This is a genomic window from Amycolatopsis pittospori (assembly GCF_013870525.1).
In the GTDB taxonomy this organism is placed as follows: Bacteria; Actinomycetota; Actinomycetes; order Mycobacteriales; family Pseudonocardiaceae; genus Amycolatopsis; species Amycolatopsis pittospori.
Map to the genome: position 1 here is coordinate 182,184 of NZ_JACBXD010000003.1, position 14,455 is coordinate 196,638.

Here is a 14,455-nt window from a genome sequence, read left to right on the forward strand (position 1 = left end):
CGTCAGGTCGTCACGCCCGCTTGGGTCAGCGGCAGGAACTGGTCGTAGAACCCGGTTTTGATCGCGATGACCGCCTCCTCTGTCTCGCGGAACCGCTCCTCGGCCGCGCTCGAGTCGATCAGCTGGACGAGCCTCATCCCCAGCTGGTCGGAGTGCGTGAGCGAGAGCGGGGACGCGGCGGCGAGCGGGCGGGACTTCGCGTCGTGCACGTGGTGCGGGTAGTAGAAGACGGATTTGTCGCCGAGCACCGGGCCGATCCGGCGCCACAGTTCGCCGTACTCGACGGAGACCAGCACCTCGCCCCAGAAGCGCAGGATCGTCAGCAGTTCGACGTCGGCGTGCTCCGAGTCGCCGGCGAGGGCGATCAGTTCCATCGTCGCGTCGATACAGGCCGACGTGGCCAGCGATTTCCGGGAGCGCACCAGCGCTTCCCGGGGACGCCGAGCGCGAGGATGTCGGCCATCATGTCCTCGCGGTGCGAAGGCGTGTTGCCCGGTGAATTGTTGTCCGGGTACTCCTCGCGGACGATCACGCGCGCGATCCGCTTCGACTGCTCGTCGGTGAGCAGGTCGATCGCGAGGTCGTAGGCCATGGTGAAGGCCAGCGACAGGAACCGCCGCTGCAGCAGGACGGTCTGCAGATCCTCCTGCCGCAGATCGGTGAGGTCCCGCAACGCCGGATGATCGCGGAACCGCTCGATCAAACCGTCTTCGAACTCGTCCAGGTCTCGCATCGGTACACCCCTCTGCTCAGAATCGGATCATGTCGATGCTTCGGTTCCAGTCGCCGAGATCCACGTCGCGGCCGATGTCCCACAACGTGTCGAGCTCACGCTGGATCTGTTCGCCGAGCACGGTGTCCCGCGTGCCCTCGATCTCGAACTGCGGCGAATTGATCGCCAGCTGGCCGTGCAGGAACATGCTGACCAGGTAGCGCTCGTCGGCCCGGTACACCGAAACGGAGGCCTGCGAGTTGAACACCCGCACCTTGAGGTTGCCCTGCCGTTTCGCGAGCCGCCGGTGCAGCCGCGCCAGCGTCTCCAGGCAGTTCGTGATGCCCGTGCTCACGAAGGCGTTGCCCGCCCCGTCGGACCGGCCGAGCGCCGCCTCGCGCAATCCCACCAGCAGTGATCTGGGATGCAGCAACATGATGCGGACTTCGGCCCGGCGGTCGACGATCGCCGCTTCCAGTTCCTGTTCCAGCAGATCGAGGTTCGGGATCCAGGTGTTCAGGATCGTCACCTGTTTGGCCTTGGCGACACGGGACGCGAATACGTCGTCCGGAAAACGTTTGTGCACTTCGACCACCCCGCCGTAATGCGAACGGCGAAGGCTCGCGGCGATGGTGTCGATGTCGAGTCCGGCGAGGCGGTCGCGGATGTCTTCCAAGGCGCGCAGCGGGCTGAGTTCGACGAGCAGCATCACGACCACACCGCTGACCATCAGCAGGGTCAGCGTGGCGACGCCCTTGGGCGCGACCTTGTCCAGCCAGCCGAGCTGATCGGCGATACCGACCCCGAAGCCGACCACCGCCAAACCGCCGAGACCGAGCAATTCGAGCCAGCGACGTATTCTGCGGGGCATTCACCCTCCGGGAGCCGGAAACGGGACGACTCATTTTCCCACGATCGGGTAAGTCGCTGTGATCGGGGTCACCGATTCGGCCGCATCCGCTTCCGCATACGAAATTCACGAAAAGAAGCGGATCCGAAGCGGAATCCGCAGCTCCGCGGCCATCGCCGTCGCACCGTTCCCGACGCTCCCAGGCCGGCCACGCGGTCACCGGCGGGCACACAGCGTGAAACGCCCGGACCGCGACGAACGACTTACTCGGTACGCGAGTACCGAAAGTTGTGGTCGATGAGTTCTGATCGTGTGGTCCAGCTGCACTGGGAGTCCCGGCAAGTCGCCGCCGACGGCCGCTGCACGCTGTCCTATCCCGGTATCGCCGTGATCCGCCGCCATGACGGTGAAGTCGTCGACCGCACCTGGGTGCCTGTCGGGGACGAACCCAGCTTCAGCGACGACGAGGCCCTCATAGCCGCCCTGCACGCGGCGTGGCGGTGGAGCGGACGCGCCGCCTGACCGTCCTTCCCACCCCGGGCTACTCGCCGCTCTTGTACTTCCGCCGATGGTCCCCACAGATGAAGTCTTCCGTCGAGGACAACGCGGGGAAGGCCCCGGTCCCTGCTCTTTTCGGGCTAGCCCGCCAGGCCGACCCGGTGTCAGCCCGTGCGGCGAGGTACCGGGCGTCTGACCCGCTTTACAGTGACGAGGTGCTCGGTGAACGGCTCGATTCCTGGCTGCGCGGACACGAATCGCTCGTCGATGTCCTGATCGCGCTCCTGCTCTGCGCCTCTTGCGTCCTTTTCGGACTTTTCGTGCGCGCGGACGCCGCGTACTTCGTGTTCTCCCTGGTCTTACCGCTGCCCTTGGCGGTGCGACGACGGAAGGCCACGGTATGCGCGGCACTGGTGCTGGGCGGCGCGGCGGTCCAATGGCTCACGGTCCGGGACGGCAACGGCGCGCTCCCCGCGGACCTCGCCGTTCCCCTGGCGGTGCACGCGGCGGCGGCCTACGGACCGCGGTGGACAGGCCGGGCCGGGCTCGCCGCGGGCCTTTTCGGCGCGGTGCTGGGTGGGCTGAGCTGGCCGTTGCTGCCCTCCTCCGTGACGGCGCACGTGCTCGTCGGCGCGTTACTGGCCAGCACGGTGGTGGCCGCGTGGGCGATGGGATCGCTGCGACGGGTGCGGCTCGCCGAGCGCGACCAGCGAGCCCGCCTGGCAGTCTTGGCGGAGCGGACCCGGATCGCCCGCGAGATGCACGACATCGTCGCCCATTCGCTGGCGGTCGTGATCGCGCAGGCCGACGGGGGCCGGTACGCGGCGGCCACGTCGCCGGAGGCCGGACGGACCGCGCTGGCCACGATCGGCGACTGCGCCCGGCAGGCGATGGGCGAACTCAGGCGCGTGCTCGGCGTGCTTCGGGACGGCCCGGAGACCGCGGAACCCCAGCCGGGCCTGGACGACGTACCGGAACTGGTCGATCGCGTGCGGGCCGGCGGGCTCGACGTCCGGCTCGTCTTCGAAGCGCCGCCCGGACCGATCGAGGCCGGGTTCTCCCTTGCGGCGTACCGAATCGTCCAGGAAGGGCTGACGAACGTCCTGAAACACGCGGGGACGGCCGCCCGCGCCGAGGTTTCCGTGCGCTGGCCCGGCGGACGACTGGAGATCGACGTCCTGGACGACGGCCCGGCGCGGACCGCGGGCCCCGGCGGCGGGCACGGACTGGCGGGTATGCGCGAGCGCGCGGCGGCCTACCGCGGGACGGTGACGCTGGAACCGAGGCCCGGCGGCGGCCATCGGCTCAGCGCACGGCTCCCGGTGCTCGCATGACCGGCGAGCGTCCCGTCCGTGTCCTGCTGGCCGACGACCAGGCGCTGGTCCGGGCGGGGTTCCGGATGGTCATCGACTCCCAGCCGGATCTGACCGTGGTCGGCGAGGCGGGTGACGGGCTCGCCGCGGTGGAGCAGGTCCGGCGGCTGGCTCCCGACCTGGTCCTGATGGACGTGCGGATGCCGATGCTCGACGGCATCGAGGCGGCGCGCCAGGTGCTGCGTCCGCCGGACGCGCCAAAGGTCGTCATGCTCACCACCTACGACCTCGACGAGCACGCCCTGGCCGCGATCCGCGCGGGTGCCAGTGGGTTTCTGCTCAAGGACGCCACCCCGGAGGAACTGCTGGCCGCGGTCCGGACGGTACATGCCGGTGACGCGGTGATCGCCGCGTCCACCACCCGCAGACTGCTGGACCGCCTGGCTCCCCCGGTCGATCCCGCCGCGGCCCGGTCGGCGGCGACGCTGACCGGGCGCGAGCGGGAGGTCCTCGCCGGGATGGCACGCGGCTGGTCCAACGCCGAGATCGCCGAGCGGCTGACGGTGGCGCCGGGCACGGTGAAGACCCACGTCGGCAACATCCTGGCCAAGCTCCGGGTCCGGGACCGGGTCCAGGCGGTGGTCCTCGCCTACGAGGCGGGGGTGGTCCGGCCCGGTGAACGCTGACCGGCGCAGACGACATCGGTACCGGGCAAAGAACCGCCCAGGAGGTACGACTCGACGGCGTCGGTGACGCAGGCGCTCGTGTCGAAAAGATAGACACCGTGCCGGAAGGCACCGTCCAGCGTGATCATGCGGGAGCCCGTCAGCGCGCGGCGCAGGCCCCGTTGGCCCGGGTACGGCGTGACGGGATCGCCCGACGCGCCCACGAGCAGCGCGGGGTGGCCGTTGCCGATCGTGGTGGGCGGCTCCGCCGGCGAGACGGGCCAGAACGCGCAGGGCGTGATGTGCCGCGCGAGCGGGCCGAACAGCGGCTCGGAGACCCGGTGCGCCTGGATGTCCCGGTAATAGGTTTCCGGGTCGCGGGACGCGGCGCGATCCGCGCACTGGTTAGCGACCGTGGCACTGAAACCGAAAGCGGGCTCCACATCCTGGTCGCGGTAGAGAGAAAGCTTCAGCTCCTGTTCGGGAGTCGGGGTGACCGCGAGACCGCGAGCGGCATCGCGCAAGACGACGAGCTGGGCGCTGAACTCCGCGTAGAAGGCGTCGCTGTCGTCAACGGTGAGCAGTAGCCCCGGGATCATCGCCGCATCGATCCGATGGCCGCCCACTTTCAGCGGTTCGCGGGCGGCGGCGCGAGCGATCCGGTCCACCGTGGCGAGGACGTGGTCCGCCGTCGCGCCCAGGTGATAGCGCCGGTCCCGGCCCGCGGCCCACCGGGCCCAGTCCCGCAAGGCGGCAGCGTCCGCCGGGGCCGTCTCACGGGTCAGCGCCGGGCCGGTCGCCTCGGGCGCGGCGGCGCTGTCGAGCACGATCCGGTCGACGCGCCGGGGAAAGAGCTGAAGGTAGGTCGCACCGAGATGACTGCCGAAAGACCAGCCCAGGTACGAAATCCTCGTTTCACCGAGAGCGGCGCGCACGAGGTCCATGTCCCTGGCGATGTCACGCGTGGACGCGTACGGGAGAACGTCGCTCCGGTCCGCGCAGCCGGCCGCGAGTTCCTTCGCGACGGCGACACTTCGGTCGAAGGTGACCCGGTCGGGGCTCGCGAGCTGAGCGCTGTGCAGGTACCGGCCGGTGGGCCAGCCGCACTCCAAAGGGTTGCTGAGCCCGAAGAATCGGGGATCGATCCCGACCAGGTCGTATCGCGCGGCGATCCCCGGTGCCCCGGACGGGACCTCCGGCGGGAGCCCCTTCGCGACGAGTGCCACGCCGTCCCGTGACGGGCCGGGTCCGCCGGTATCGACCATAAGTGTGCCCAGCCTGCGTCCGGGATCGGACGCGGCGCGGCGGGCGACGGCCAGCGACAGCGTCCGGCCGCCGGGATCGCCGTGGTCCAGCGGCACCGTGATCTCGCCACAGCTCGCGCCCGCCTCCGCCAGCCGGTGTCCGGTCTCGTCGGCCGGACTCGTCCGGCAGTCGTGCCAGGCGATCCCCCGGCCCTCGGCCGCCGCGTCTCCTTGCAGGGCCCCGGCCGTCAACACCGCCGCCAAGGCGATCAAGCGAATCTTCATCGTTTCCTCGCTGCTGGTTCCTGTCCGACACCGGCGACGCTAAGGGCGGAATACCGCGGAAACCTCTGCCCGCGGAACGAAATCAGCGCTGGGAAACCAGTCCCTGAGGCTTAGCCCGATCGTGACCCGGTTCGCCCTTCGACCAGGCTTTTTGCGCGAGGGCGCAAAAGGGTCGTGCGGCGTCGGCCGCCTCCGGCAGGCTCATCCGGGGAGAGCCGCACCCAACGGGGTCTGACTGTGCCGCACCATCGCGCCGTCACGCGTGCTAGTGATCAGGCCGGCGTCGCGAAGGACCGCGGTGTGCCGCGAAACCGCCGTTGCGGAGATGCGACCGGTTCGAGGTCACCTAGCGGAGAAATGACGATCCCCGGTATCCGCGTGGTTTCGCGGATACCGGGGACCGGGGGCGGGTCAGCCCCGGGCGTTCGGGTCGATCACGTCGCCTGCCAGGCCGGTGGCGGCGTCGCCGATCGTGCCGGTGGAGTCGACGACGCCCTGACCTGCGGCGGTGGCCGAGTCGACGGCGTCCTGACCGGCCGCGGTGGCGTTCTCGGCAAGGCTCTGTCCGGTCTCGGCCAGACCGCCCGCAGCCTGAGATGCCTGGTCAGCGGCACCGGACAGGTCGACTCCGGTCAGCTCGCTGACCTTGTCGCCGGCACCGCCCAGCAGCTCGGCGGCCTTCTCCTTCAGCGAGTCGAACAGGCTCATCAGGGGTACTCCTCGGATCGGTCGAGCGGGGGCGGCTGAAAGTTCACCGTACAGGACAAAACGGGCACTGTGTGCGACGGCCATACCGCGTCCACAGTGGACGGTCACTTCAGAGGCGCCCCGGATCGGCGATGCGTGCTCAGAGACACGGTGGCCGGTAGCGATCGACGCGCAGTCCGCGGAAGTCGAGCTTGTTCGGCGTCTTGCCGACGAAGACCAGCCCACGAGCCTCCGCCAGCGCCGATTCGAACGAGTAGGCCGGCTTGCCCAGCTCGGGCAGCGTCGTCCACGCGTCGGGCGCGAAGCTGAAGAATTTCTTCACAAGCTTCCCGCCTGTCGACGGCACCTTCGTCAGCCACTTGTCGCCGCCGCTCCAGTGCGAGGCCGGACGTAGCTGAACGTAGAGGTCGTCGGTCGCGCTGTAGGTCATCCAGAAACCGGCGGATTTCGTGAGATCGGCCTGCGCCTCGAACTGATTCCCGAGCCACAGCACCATCACATGCCATTCGGCGCTGAGGAAGTCCACCTTGGCCGCGTATCCACCGCGCTCGCGGACGAGGATGCTGCCGGTCGCCGGAACGGTGGCGCCCTCACCGGACGCGATCCACTGCTGCAACCGGTCGATCGACGGGGTCGCGCATTCGCAGTCGTGCCGCGGCGGATGCCCGCCGGACGCGTTCGCGATCGCCCCGGGGCCGGTCAGGGAGACGAGGAGCATGGACGCGAGCACCGCGAGCGTCCTACCGAAGCGAACCTTGGATCCTCCGCGCATTCCGGGAAACTAGCACGGAACTCCTTGGCGCAGCAGGAAAGATCGACGGATGCCCCACTGAGCGGGAACCGTCCTTTGTGGATGATCAGTCGCGGTCGAGGTCCTCCAGTTCGGCGGCGAAGAGCAGGGCGGGATCGAAGCCCATCCCGGAGAAGTGACCGGCGAGTTCGAGCGACAGGACGCCGTGGATCCGGGTCCAGAAGGTCAGGGCGCGGCGCAGGGTTTCAGACGGCGCCGGATGGCCACCGTCCCACTGGCGATGGTCGTCGAGATGGGCGTCGAGCGCCGGCTTCCGGCCATCCGAAGGACGTGCGGCGTGGACGTCGAGCAGCACCGCCATGATCTCGTTGGAGATCCGAGTGGTGTCGTCGGGCGCGTGGTAGCCGGGAATCGGCGTGCCGTAGATGAGCAGGTACCGCTGCGGATCCTCCACCGCCCATTCCCTTATGGCGTAGGCGACCTCGCCCACGCCGCCGCCCGCCTCGGCGGCGGCGCGAACGGTGTCGGCGAGGCTTCGGTAGGCGTCGCGGATGAGGTCCGTGAGCAGCTCGTCGCGACTGGCGAAGTACCGGTACAACGCGGGACCGCTCATGCCCACGTGCTTGGCGATCGCGTTGAGGGACAGCGCGGACACGCCCGTCGTGGCCAACTGCTCCCACGCGTACTGCTTGATCTCCGCGCGCACCTGCGCCCGGTAGCGCTCACGTGAGCTCTTGCCGCCTGCGTCCATCGGTCACCTCTCCCATCGCCGAGTTAGAGGCTATCACTTTCCCTATTGACACTCATCCGGCTTTGGTTATAGCTTCTAACTATCGCAAGCGCAGCTAACGACGCAGAGGAGAAACCCATGACGGACACCCAGGTCACCCCGAAGTCCCGCCGCCGTATCGGAGCGCGTGCCGCGGTGCTCGCCCTCCCGCTGGCCATCGGGTTCCTGGGCGGCGCCGTCACGCCGGCGCAGGCCGCCACCCCCGCATCCCCCGCTCCGCTGTCGTGCCAGGGCAAGACCATCGACACGAAGGCCCCGATCCACTACCGCACCGAGACCCTCGTCAACGCCCCGCTGAGCAAGATCTGGCGACTGCAGACCGACGTCGAGAACTGGCCGTCCTGGCAGGAACCGGTCCTCAGCAACGAACGCCTGGACCGGGGCCCGCTCCGGAAGAACTCGCGCTTCCGCTGGACCACCCCCGCGCCGCCCACCGAGACGACTCCCGCCACCACGCTGTCGATCACCTCGACCGTCCACCAGATCCAGCGCGGCAAGTGCCTCCGCTGGAGTGGGCCCGCCGTCGGCGAGGGGCTGAGCATCGACAACGGCATCCACGTCTGGAACTTCACCGAGGTCAAGGGCGGCGTCCTCGTCCGCACCGAGGAGAACTGGTCCGGCGCGCAGGTGGAGGCCGACGTGCCCACCGCGACCAAATTCCTCGGCTGGGGTCTCGAAGCCTGGCTGAAGGACCTCAAGACCACCGCCGAAGCCCACTGCTGACCGACCACGCCGAACCTTCAGGAGGAAACCATGGCCACCCAGACGCTCGACCGCGAGAAGACCACCGGCCGCGCCCCGCGCTCCGTCATCATCTCTGCCTGGGCCGTCCCGATCATGATCATCGGCCAGTTCGCGATGATCGCCATCGTCCCGGTCGCCCTGGTGCTGATCGGAACCCTGCGCGACGCCCGGCTCAGAGCGCTCCGCTGGGGCGCGATCGCCCTCACCGCGGCCTACGCCACGCCCTTGGCACTCTGGGCGATCGGGCCCGAGCGCGCGCCGAGCCTGTCCAAGGACATGCATCCGGTCTTCGCCGCGATCATCGTGGCGGTCGGAGTGGCGTTCGCCGTCGCCGTCCACGTCCTGCGCCGGTCCCGCATCCAGAGGACTAAACGCGGGACGGGCCGTCCGTGAACGACGGAATCGCGCCGTAGGAAGCCTTCCGGGAAGCCCGCCGTAACGTCGCGAGCACGGCGGGCCCCAGGACCAGGATCGCCACCGTGTTCGTGATCGCCCGCCCGGTGTCCCAGCCCGCCGTCGACGTCAGCAGCGTGAAGACGGCGAAGCGGTGCAGGTTCTCCAGGAGCGGGGCGCCGGGAACGTACGAGATGTGGCCGTCGTGGTAGGGCACTTCGGCGTCGGTGATGAACGGCCAGAACCACAGGTTCATCAGGAATCCGAACACGTACGCGACGAAGATGCCGTAGGCCACCAGCATCGCGATCTCGGCCTTGCCGGTGACGCGGCGGGGCAGCAGCCCCGCGCCCATCCCGATCCACGCCGAGCACATCATCTGGAACGGCAGCCACGGCCCCACACCGGCGGTCAGCAGCGCCGAAGCGAACAGCGAAGTACAGCCCAGCACGAAACCGAAGCCCGGCCCGAGCACGCGTCCGGCCAGTACCAGCAGGAAGAACACGGTCTCGATGCCCGCGGTCCCCGCTCCCAAGGGACGCATGGCCGCGTTCACCGCCGAAAGGACGCCGAGCATCGCGAGGGCCTTGGAGTCCATGCCCCCTTCGGACATCTCGGCCAGCACGATGACGATCAGGATCGGCAGGATCGCTATGAACACGAACGGCGCGTCCGGGCCGTGCTGCATCGACTGCGGTTCGACGCGGACCAGCAGCGGCCAGACGAACATCATCAGTCCCGCGAGCGACGCGAGCCCGAGCACCGTCGCCGAACGCGGGCCCAGCCGGACCGCGGGCGCCGTGGTCACCGGACCTCCTGCGGCAACGCGGAACGGACGTCGTCGACGGTGAGCCAGGGTTCGCCGAGGATCTTGGCGACCTGCGTGGCGAACGCCGGGGAGCCACCGAGCACCTCGCCGGTCGGGCCGTCCGAGACGACCTCCCCTTCCGCCATCACGAGCACACGGTGCGCGATCGTCGCGACGAACTCGACGTCGTGGGTGGCCACGACGACCGCCTTGCCCTCCGCAGTCAGCGAGGCGATCATCTGCGCCAGCGCGGCCTTCGCGGTGTAGTCGAGGCCCCGGGTGGGTTCGTCCAGCAGCATGATCCGGGGCGCGGCCGACAACTGGACCGCGAGCACGAGCGCGAGACGCTGACCCTCGGAGAGGTCACGCGGATGCGACGTCGGCTCGATCCCCGGAGCGAGCCTGTCGAGCAACCCACGGCAAGAACCGGGCTCAGCGCCCGATTCCGCGTCGGCGGCCTCGCATTCGGCGGCGACGGTCTGCAGGTACAGCAGGTCGCTCGCGGTCTGCGGCACCATGCCCACCAGTTTGCGGGCCTCGGCACTGCTCAGCGTCTTCGGATCCTTGCCGCCGACGGCGACCTTCCCGCCCTGTCGCGGACCGGAACCCTGCACCGCCCACAGCAGCGAGGACTTACCGGATCCGTTGCGCCCCATCATCGCCAGCACCTCGCCGGCGCGCAGGGCGACGTCGACCTCCCGCACCGCGACCTTCGGCCCGTACCGCACCACGACACCGGACGCGGTCAGCAACTCCTCGCCCGCAGTCGTGGACCGGATCGGTGGAGTCCCCAGTTTCAGCGAAGAAGCACGACGACGGGCGTCACGTACCGACATCGGCAGGGGATCCCACGACGCCAGCCGTCCCAATTGGACGATCGGCGGCGCGATGGGCATGTCCTTCAGCACTTCGGGCGGCGTGCCGTCGACCACTCCCCCGGTACCCGGCACGTAGATCATCCGGTCCGCGAACGGGATCACGCGTTCCATCCGGTGCTCGGCCATCAGCACCGTCGTACCGAGGTCTTCCACCAGCCTGGCCAGCGTGGCCAGCACCTCTTCGGCCGCGGTCGGGTCCAGCGCCGACGTCGGCTCGTCCAGCACGAGCACCTGCGGATGCGTGGTCAGTACCGAACCGATCGCCACCCGCTGCTGCTGGCCGCCGGACAGCGTCCGCAGCGCACGACGGCGAAGTTCGGCGATACCGAGCAGGTCCAGGGTCTCTTCGACCCGGCGGCGCATCACCTGCGGGTTCAGGCCGAGTTGTTCCATGCCGTAGGCGAGTTCGTCCTCGACAGTGTCGGTGACGAAACCCGCGAGCGGATCCTGGCCGACGACGCCGACCAGGTGCGCGAACTCGCGCGGAGGACGGGAGCGCGTCGTGACGCCGTCGACCGACACCGTCCCTTCGAGGTGACCGCCGGTGAAATGCGGGACGAGACCGTTGATCGTGCCGAGCAACGTCGACTTGCCCGCCCCCGTCTGACCCGCGAACAACACGAGTTCGCCTTCACCGATGGACAGCGTCACGTCGGAGAGCACCGGCTCGGATCGGCCGTGGTAGGTGAAGGAAACCTGATTCAGTTCGATCATGCGTGCGCTTCTTCTCCGTGCGCTGGTTCTTCGAGCGCGGCGTACGGGGGTTCGGGGACCGGGGTCAGGAAGGCGGGCAGCACGCCGATCAGCACCCCGAGCAACGGTCCCCACGACAGCGACGGCCAGGAAAGGTCGATCAGCGACGGGTTCATGTTCATCGGGTCCACCTCGGACGTCGTGAACAGGATGGCGGCGACGGCGATCCCGCTCAGGGCGACGACGAGTTCCGGCAGATGCCAGCGATCGGGCCGGTAGCGGGTGCGCTGGACCCGCTTGCCCGCGGACCAGAACCCGAAGAGCCCGATCACCACGCCGGCGGAAAGCACCGGTGCGGCGAGATAGCGGGGCGTCGAACCGTCCAAAGTGGCGTAAACGCCGACGCAGACGCCGATCAGGCCGACGATCATCAGGGTTCCGGTGATCAGCCGGGCGCGCGCCTCCACCGTCCCGGCGCGGCCGTAACCCCGGGAATCCATGGACGCGGCCAGCTGCAGTGAGCGGGACAGCGCATCCTCCAGCACCGGGATGAGCACCGTGTGGAGTGCCTTCACCTTCTTCTTGCCCGAGCCGCCCCGCAGCTTGCGCGCCCGCCGGACCCGCAGCACGCTCTCGGCCAGCTGCGGGAACACCGACAACGCGACGATCACCGCGGTGCCGACCTCGTACAACGCCGGCGGCATGGCCTTCAGCAGCCGTTTCGGGTTCGCCAGCGCGTTGGCCGCGCCGAGGCAGATCACCATCGTCGCCAGCCGCATCCCGTCGTAAAGCCCGCCCAGCAACGATTCCGCGGAAACGTCGCCGAACAGCCGGATCCCCGCCGCCCAAGCGGGCAGCGGGATCTCGGGCAGCCGCAGGATGATCGTGGTGCCCTCGGCGCCGCCGAAGACGATGCGGAAGAACACCCGGATCGCCACGATGCACGCGCCGAGGTATAGGTAGAGCCGGAACGCCAGCGCCCACGGCGCCTCGGAACGCCGCGCCACGACGACGTAGCCCGCGACCGCCACGATCGTCAGCAGCAGCCACGGGTTCGTCGTGCGGGTCGCCGCGACGGCGAGCCCCAGCGCCCACACCCACCAGGCGGCCGGATGCAGGTCGCGCGGCAGGAAGTACGAGGTCATCAAACTCCCTGGGCGCGTTTACGTCTGCGTGCCAGGAAGAATCCGGCCACGCACAACGCCAGCACGGCACCACCGGCCGCCCAGGGCGCCCAGTCGCTCGCACCGGACTCGCGTTCGATCACCGCGTTGACGTCTTCGGCGTTCTCGCCGCCGGTGAACGCGACGTTCGTCGACGGGTCCTTCGCCTGCGGCCGCGCCGAAGCGCTCGGACGCGGTTTGGGCGGCGGCAGCGCGCCGGAACTCTGGCCCGCCGCCGGGGCTTCCCCAGGGGCCGCGCCAGGTTCCGCCGTCGACTGCTGTCCGTCGCCCGACTGCTGTCCGTTGCCCGCCTGGGGCCGCTGTTGCTGCCGCTCGTTGGGATCGTCGGTGACCGGTTTCGCCTCCTCGCGCGGCACACAAGGCTGACTCTCGGTGCCCGGTCGCACGGCGGAAACCCGGGGAACCGGGTTGCTCTCCGCGGTGGCGTTCAGCGAGAAGGACCAGCCTTCGAAACCACCGGGGATGAAGTCACGGTTCTTGATGCCCCACTGGCTGTAGTCCCACGCGCAGTTGTTCGAGGCGTGCCAATACGACCAGTACGCCTGCGCCGGAGGAGTGTCGATGCACAGCTCGCGGTACTTCTCGCGCCCGGTGATCGAGATGTTCTCGGCGGCGGACGGCCGGTTCTCGACCCGGCAGATGAACGCCTCGCCCCAGCGCTGCACACCCGCGATCTGGAATCCCGCACCCTTGAGCGCGTCCAGTCCGGTACCGCGGGTGGTCTGGGGATTGCAGCGCACGATGGTCGTGCCGCCGAGTTGCTGGAAGTCGACGACCACGGTGACCCCGGTGGCGTCCTTGCAGAAACCCGGGTGGCCCTTGCTCTGGTCGATCGCGTGCGCGGCGGGCGACGAGGCGGCGATCAGGAAGATCGCCGCCACCAGGCCGAGGACCCTCCTCATTGGACGGTGCGGGCCGGCGTGACCCCGGGCGGCGGGTTGGTCGTCGCCGACTTGTTCAGCGAGAACGACCAGCCCTCGAACCCGCCGGGGATCACGTTGCGGTTCAGCGCGCCGAAGTTGCTGTAGGTCCAGGTGGTCCCGGAACCGTCGGCGTGCCAGTAACCCCAGTACGCGCCGGCGGGCGGGGTGTTGACGCACGCTTCCTTGTAGTTCGGGTTGGTGGAAAGCGGGATGGTCTCCGTCGCGGCCGGGCGGCCGCTCAGCCGGCAGACGAAACCGAGACCCCACCGCGCGGTGCCCGCGACGGGGATCCCGGCGTCCTGCAGCGCCTTGATGCCGGTGCGGGCGGTGCCCGGGTTCGCGTTGGGCGAGCAGCGGGTGATCGTCGGCGCCGCGGTGCCGCCGTTGCCGTCCAGTTCCTGGAAGTCGACCACGACGGTGACGCCGGTCAGGGCGTCGCCGCCGGTGCAGACCCCGTCGTAACCCGCGGCCTGCGCCGGCGCGGCCACGGCGGTGGTCAGCCCGGTCAGTCCGATGAGGACGGACGCGATGGTGAACAGTTTTCTCATGACGAGACCCCCTTGATCTTGATGAAACGGCGAAGCAGAAGGATCAGCACGATCGCGGCGGCCAGCAGCAGTCCGGCCAGTCCGACGAGACCCCAGGTCATCCAGGTGGGCTGCGCGGGCTGGGCGACCTGCGACTGCGGGCTCACCGCGGCCGCGTTGGCGGCGTCGACATCCGACAGCGGCAGCCGGACGGCGGGCGAAAGTGGCGAATCCGCGGCGGTGAGCCAGGAACGGCCCGCGACACCCTGCGCGGCGGCCAGACTCGTCGGGAAGTCGGTCTTGCCGTCGCTCGCCGCGACGGACCCCTTGGCGAAGCCGCCGTCGGCCAGCACCAGCTTGCCCAGCGAACGAGCGATGCCGCTCGCGTCGAGACCGGCGATCTGGCGCGCGGCGGCGACGGCGGCGCTGAGCGCGACGTCCTTCGAGTCATGGCTGTACCCCTTGCCGCACACCGTCGGACGCGCACGA

At 69.5% G+C, this 14,455-nt stretch carries 17 protein-coding genes and 1 pseudogene; 5 read left to right on the top strand and 13 right to left on the bottom strand.

The window, feature by feature from the left end:
• Positions 1–2 precede the first annotated feature (2 nt).
• From H5J31_RS39745 to H5J31_RS03010, 3 genes are read right to left on the bottom strand one after another with little or no spacing between them, the layout of a single operon-like run.
• Positions 3–374, bottom strand: a complete 372-nt coding sequence (locus tag H5J31_RS39745) for a hypothetical protein (RefSeq protein WP_236004577.1) — start codon at positions 372–374, stop codon at positions 3–5.
• Complete coding sequence (locus tag H5J31_RS39750) at positions 365–733, bottom strand: hypothetical protein (RefSeq protein ID WP_236004579.1); 369 nt, start codon at positions 731–733, stop codon at positions 365–367. Before H5J31_RS39750 ends, H5J31_RS39745 begins: the two co-directional genes overlap by 10 nt.
• A gap of 16 nt (positions 734–749) precedes the next feature.
• Positions 750–1,583: a hypothetical protein gene (locus H5J31_RS03010; RefSeq protein ID WP_207897316.1), complete on the bottom strand. Its 834-nt coding sequence runs from the start codon at positions 1,581–1,583 to the stop codon at positions 750–752.
• A gap of 276 nt (positions 1,584–1,859) precedes the next feature.
• Here H5J31_RS03010 and H5J31_RS03015 point away from each other — a divergent pair, with 276 nt between their 5' ends.
• The 3 genes from H5J31_RS03015 (at position 1,860) to H5J31_RS03025 (ending at position 4,059) form a co-directional block, all read left to right on the top strand.
• Positions 1,860–2,084, top strand: a complete 225-nt coding sequence (locus tag H5J31_RS03015) for a hypothetical protein (RefSeq protein WP_181770862.1) — start codon at positions 1,860–1,862, stop codon at positions 2,082–2,084.
• A 191-nt stretch (positions 2,085–2,275) separates the two neighbouring features.
• On the top strand, positions 2,276–3,394 hold the full coding sequence (locus tag H5J31_RS03020) for a sensor histidine kinase (protein ID WP_181770863.1): 1,119 nt from the start codon (positions 2,276–2,278) through the stop codon (positions 3,392–3,394).
• Positions 3,391–4,059, top strand: coding sequence for a response regulator (locus H5J31_RS03025; RefSeq protein ID WP_181770864.1), 669 nt, complete (start codon positions 3,391–3,393; stop codon positions 4,057–4,059). Before H5J31_RS03020 ends, H5J31_RS03025 begins: the two co-directional genes overlap by 4 nt.
• Here H5J31_RS03025 and H5J31_RS03030 read toward each other — a convergent pair.
• The 4 genes from H5J31_RS03030 to H5J31_RS03045 form a co-directional block, all read right to left on the bottom strand.
• The gene (locus H5J31_RS03030; RefSeq protein ID WP_181770865.1) at positions 4,023–5,567 is read right to left on the bottom strand and encodes an alpha/beta hydrolase; all 1,545 of its coding nucleotides are present in this window, start codon (positions 5,565–5,567) and stop codon (positions 4,023–4,025) included. The two genes, H5J31_RS03025 and H5J31_RS03030, sit on opposite strands and share 37 nt — an antisense overlap.
• Before the next feature lie 411 nt (positions 5,568–5,978).
• Positions 5,979–6,275, bottom strand: a complete 297-nt coding sequence (locus tag H5J31_RS03035; RefSeq protein ID WP_181770866.1) for a hypothetical protein — start codon at positions 6,273–6,275, stop codon at positions 5,979–5,981.
• Positions 6,276–6,414: 139 nt separating this feature from the next.
• Positions 6,415–7,005: a hypothetical protein gene (locus H5J31_RS03040; RefSeq protein WP_181770888.1), complete on the bottom strand. Its 591-nt coding sequence runs from the start codon at positions 7,003–7,005 to the stop codon at positions 6,415–6,417.
• Between the two features lie 127 nt (positions 7,006–7,132).
• Positions 7,133–7,777 carry a TetR/AcrR family transcriptional regulator gene (locus tag H5J31_RS03045; protein WP_181770867.1) on the bottom strand — a complete coding sequence of 215 codons (645 nt, stop codon included), beginning with the start codon at positions 7,775–7,777 and terminating at the stop codon, positions 7,133–7,135.
• A 117-nt stretch (positions 7,778–7,894) separates the two neighbouring features.
• Here H5J31_RS03045 and H5J31_RS03050 point away from each other — a divergent pair, with 117 nt between their 5' ends.
• Together H5J31_RS03050 and H5J31_RS03055 are read left to right on the top strand one after the other, a co-directional pair.
• Positions 7,895–8,539: an SRPBCC family protein gene (locus H5J31_RS03050; RefSeq protein WP_181770868.1), complete on the top strand. Its 645-nt coding sequence runs from the start codon at positions 7,895–7,897 to the stop codon at positions 8,537–8,539.
• A 30-nt stretch (positions 8,540–8,569) separates the two neighbouring features.
• Positions 8,570–8,953, top strand: a complete 384-nt coding sequence (locus tag H5J31_RS03055) for a hypothetical protein (protein WP_181770869.1) — start codon at positions 8,570–8,572, stop codon at positions 8,951–8,953.
• Here H5J31_RS03055 and H5J31_RS03060 read toward each other — a convergent pair.
• The 6 genes and pseudogenes from H5J31_RS03060 to H5J31_RS03085 all read right to left on the bottom strand — a co-directional run.
• Positions 8,928–9,761, bottom strand: coding sequence for an ECF transporter S component (locus H5J31_RS03060; RefSeq protein WP_181770870.1), 834 nt, complete (start codon positions 9,759–9,761; stop codon positions 8,928–8,930). The two genes, H5J31_RS03055 and H5J31_RS03060, sit on opposite strands and share 26 nt — an antisense overlap.
• Positions 9,758–11,353 carry an ABC transporter ATP-binding protein gene (locus H5J31_RS03065; RefSeq protein WP_181770871.1) on the bottom strand — a complete coding sequence of 532 codons (1,596 nt, stop codon included), beginning with the start codon at positions 11,351–11,353 and terminating at the stop codon, positions 9,758–9,760. Before H5J31_RS03065 ends, H5J31_RS03060 begins: the two co-directional genes overlap by 4 nt.
• Complete coding sequence (locus H5J31_RS03070; protein ID WP_181770872.1) at positions 11,350–12,477, bottom strand: energy-coupling factor transporter transmembrane component T; 1,128 nt, start codon at positions 12,475–12,477, stop codon at positions 11,350–11,352. The genes H5J31_RS03065 and H5J31_RS03070 overlap by 4 nt, the downstream gene beginning before the upstream one ends.
• On the bottom strand, positions 12,477–13,397 hold the full coding sequence (locus tag H5J31_RS03075; protein ID WP_328701356.1) for an ABC transporter substrate-binding protein: 921 nt from the start codon (positions 13,395–13,397) through the stop codon (positions 12,477–12,479). The genes H5J31_RS03070 and H5J31_RS03075 overlap by 1 nt, the downstream gene beginning before the upstream one ends.
• A gap of 17 nt (positions 13,398–13,414) precedes the next feature.
• Complete coding sequence (locus tag H5J31_RS03080) at positions 13,415–13,987, bottom strand: flagellar hook-length control protein FliK (RefSeq protein WP_181770874.1); 573 nt, start codon at positions 13,985–13,987, stop codon at positions 13,415–13,417.
• Positions 13,984–14,455, bottom strand: a pseudogene (locus H5J31_RS03085) (hypothetical protein); the annotation flags it as partial. The pseudogene H5J31_RS03085 and the gene H5J31_RS03080, both read right to left, overlap by 4 nt.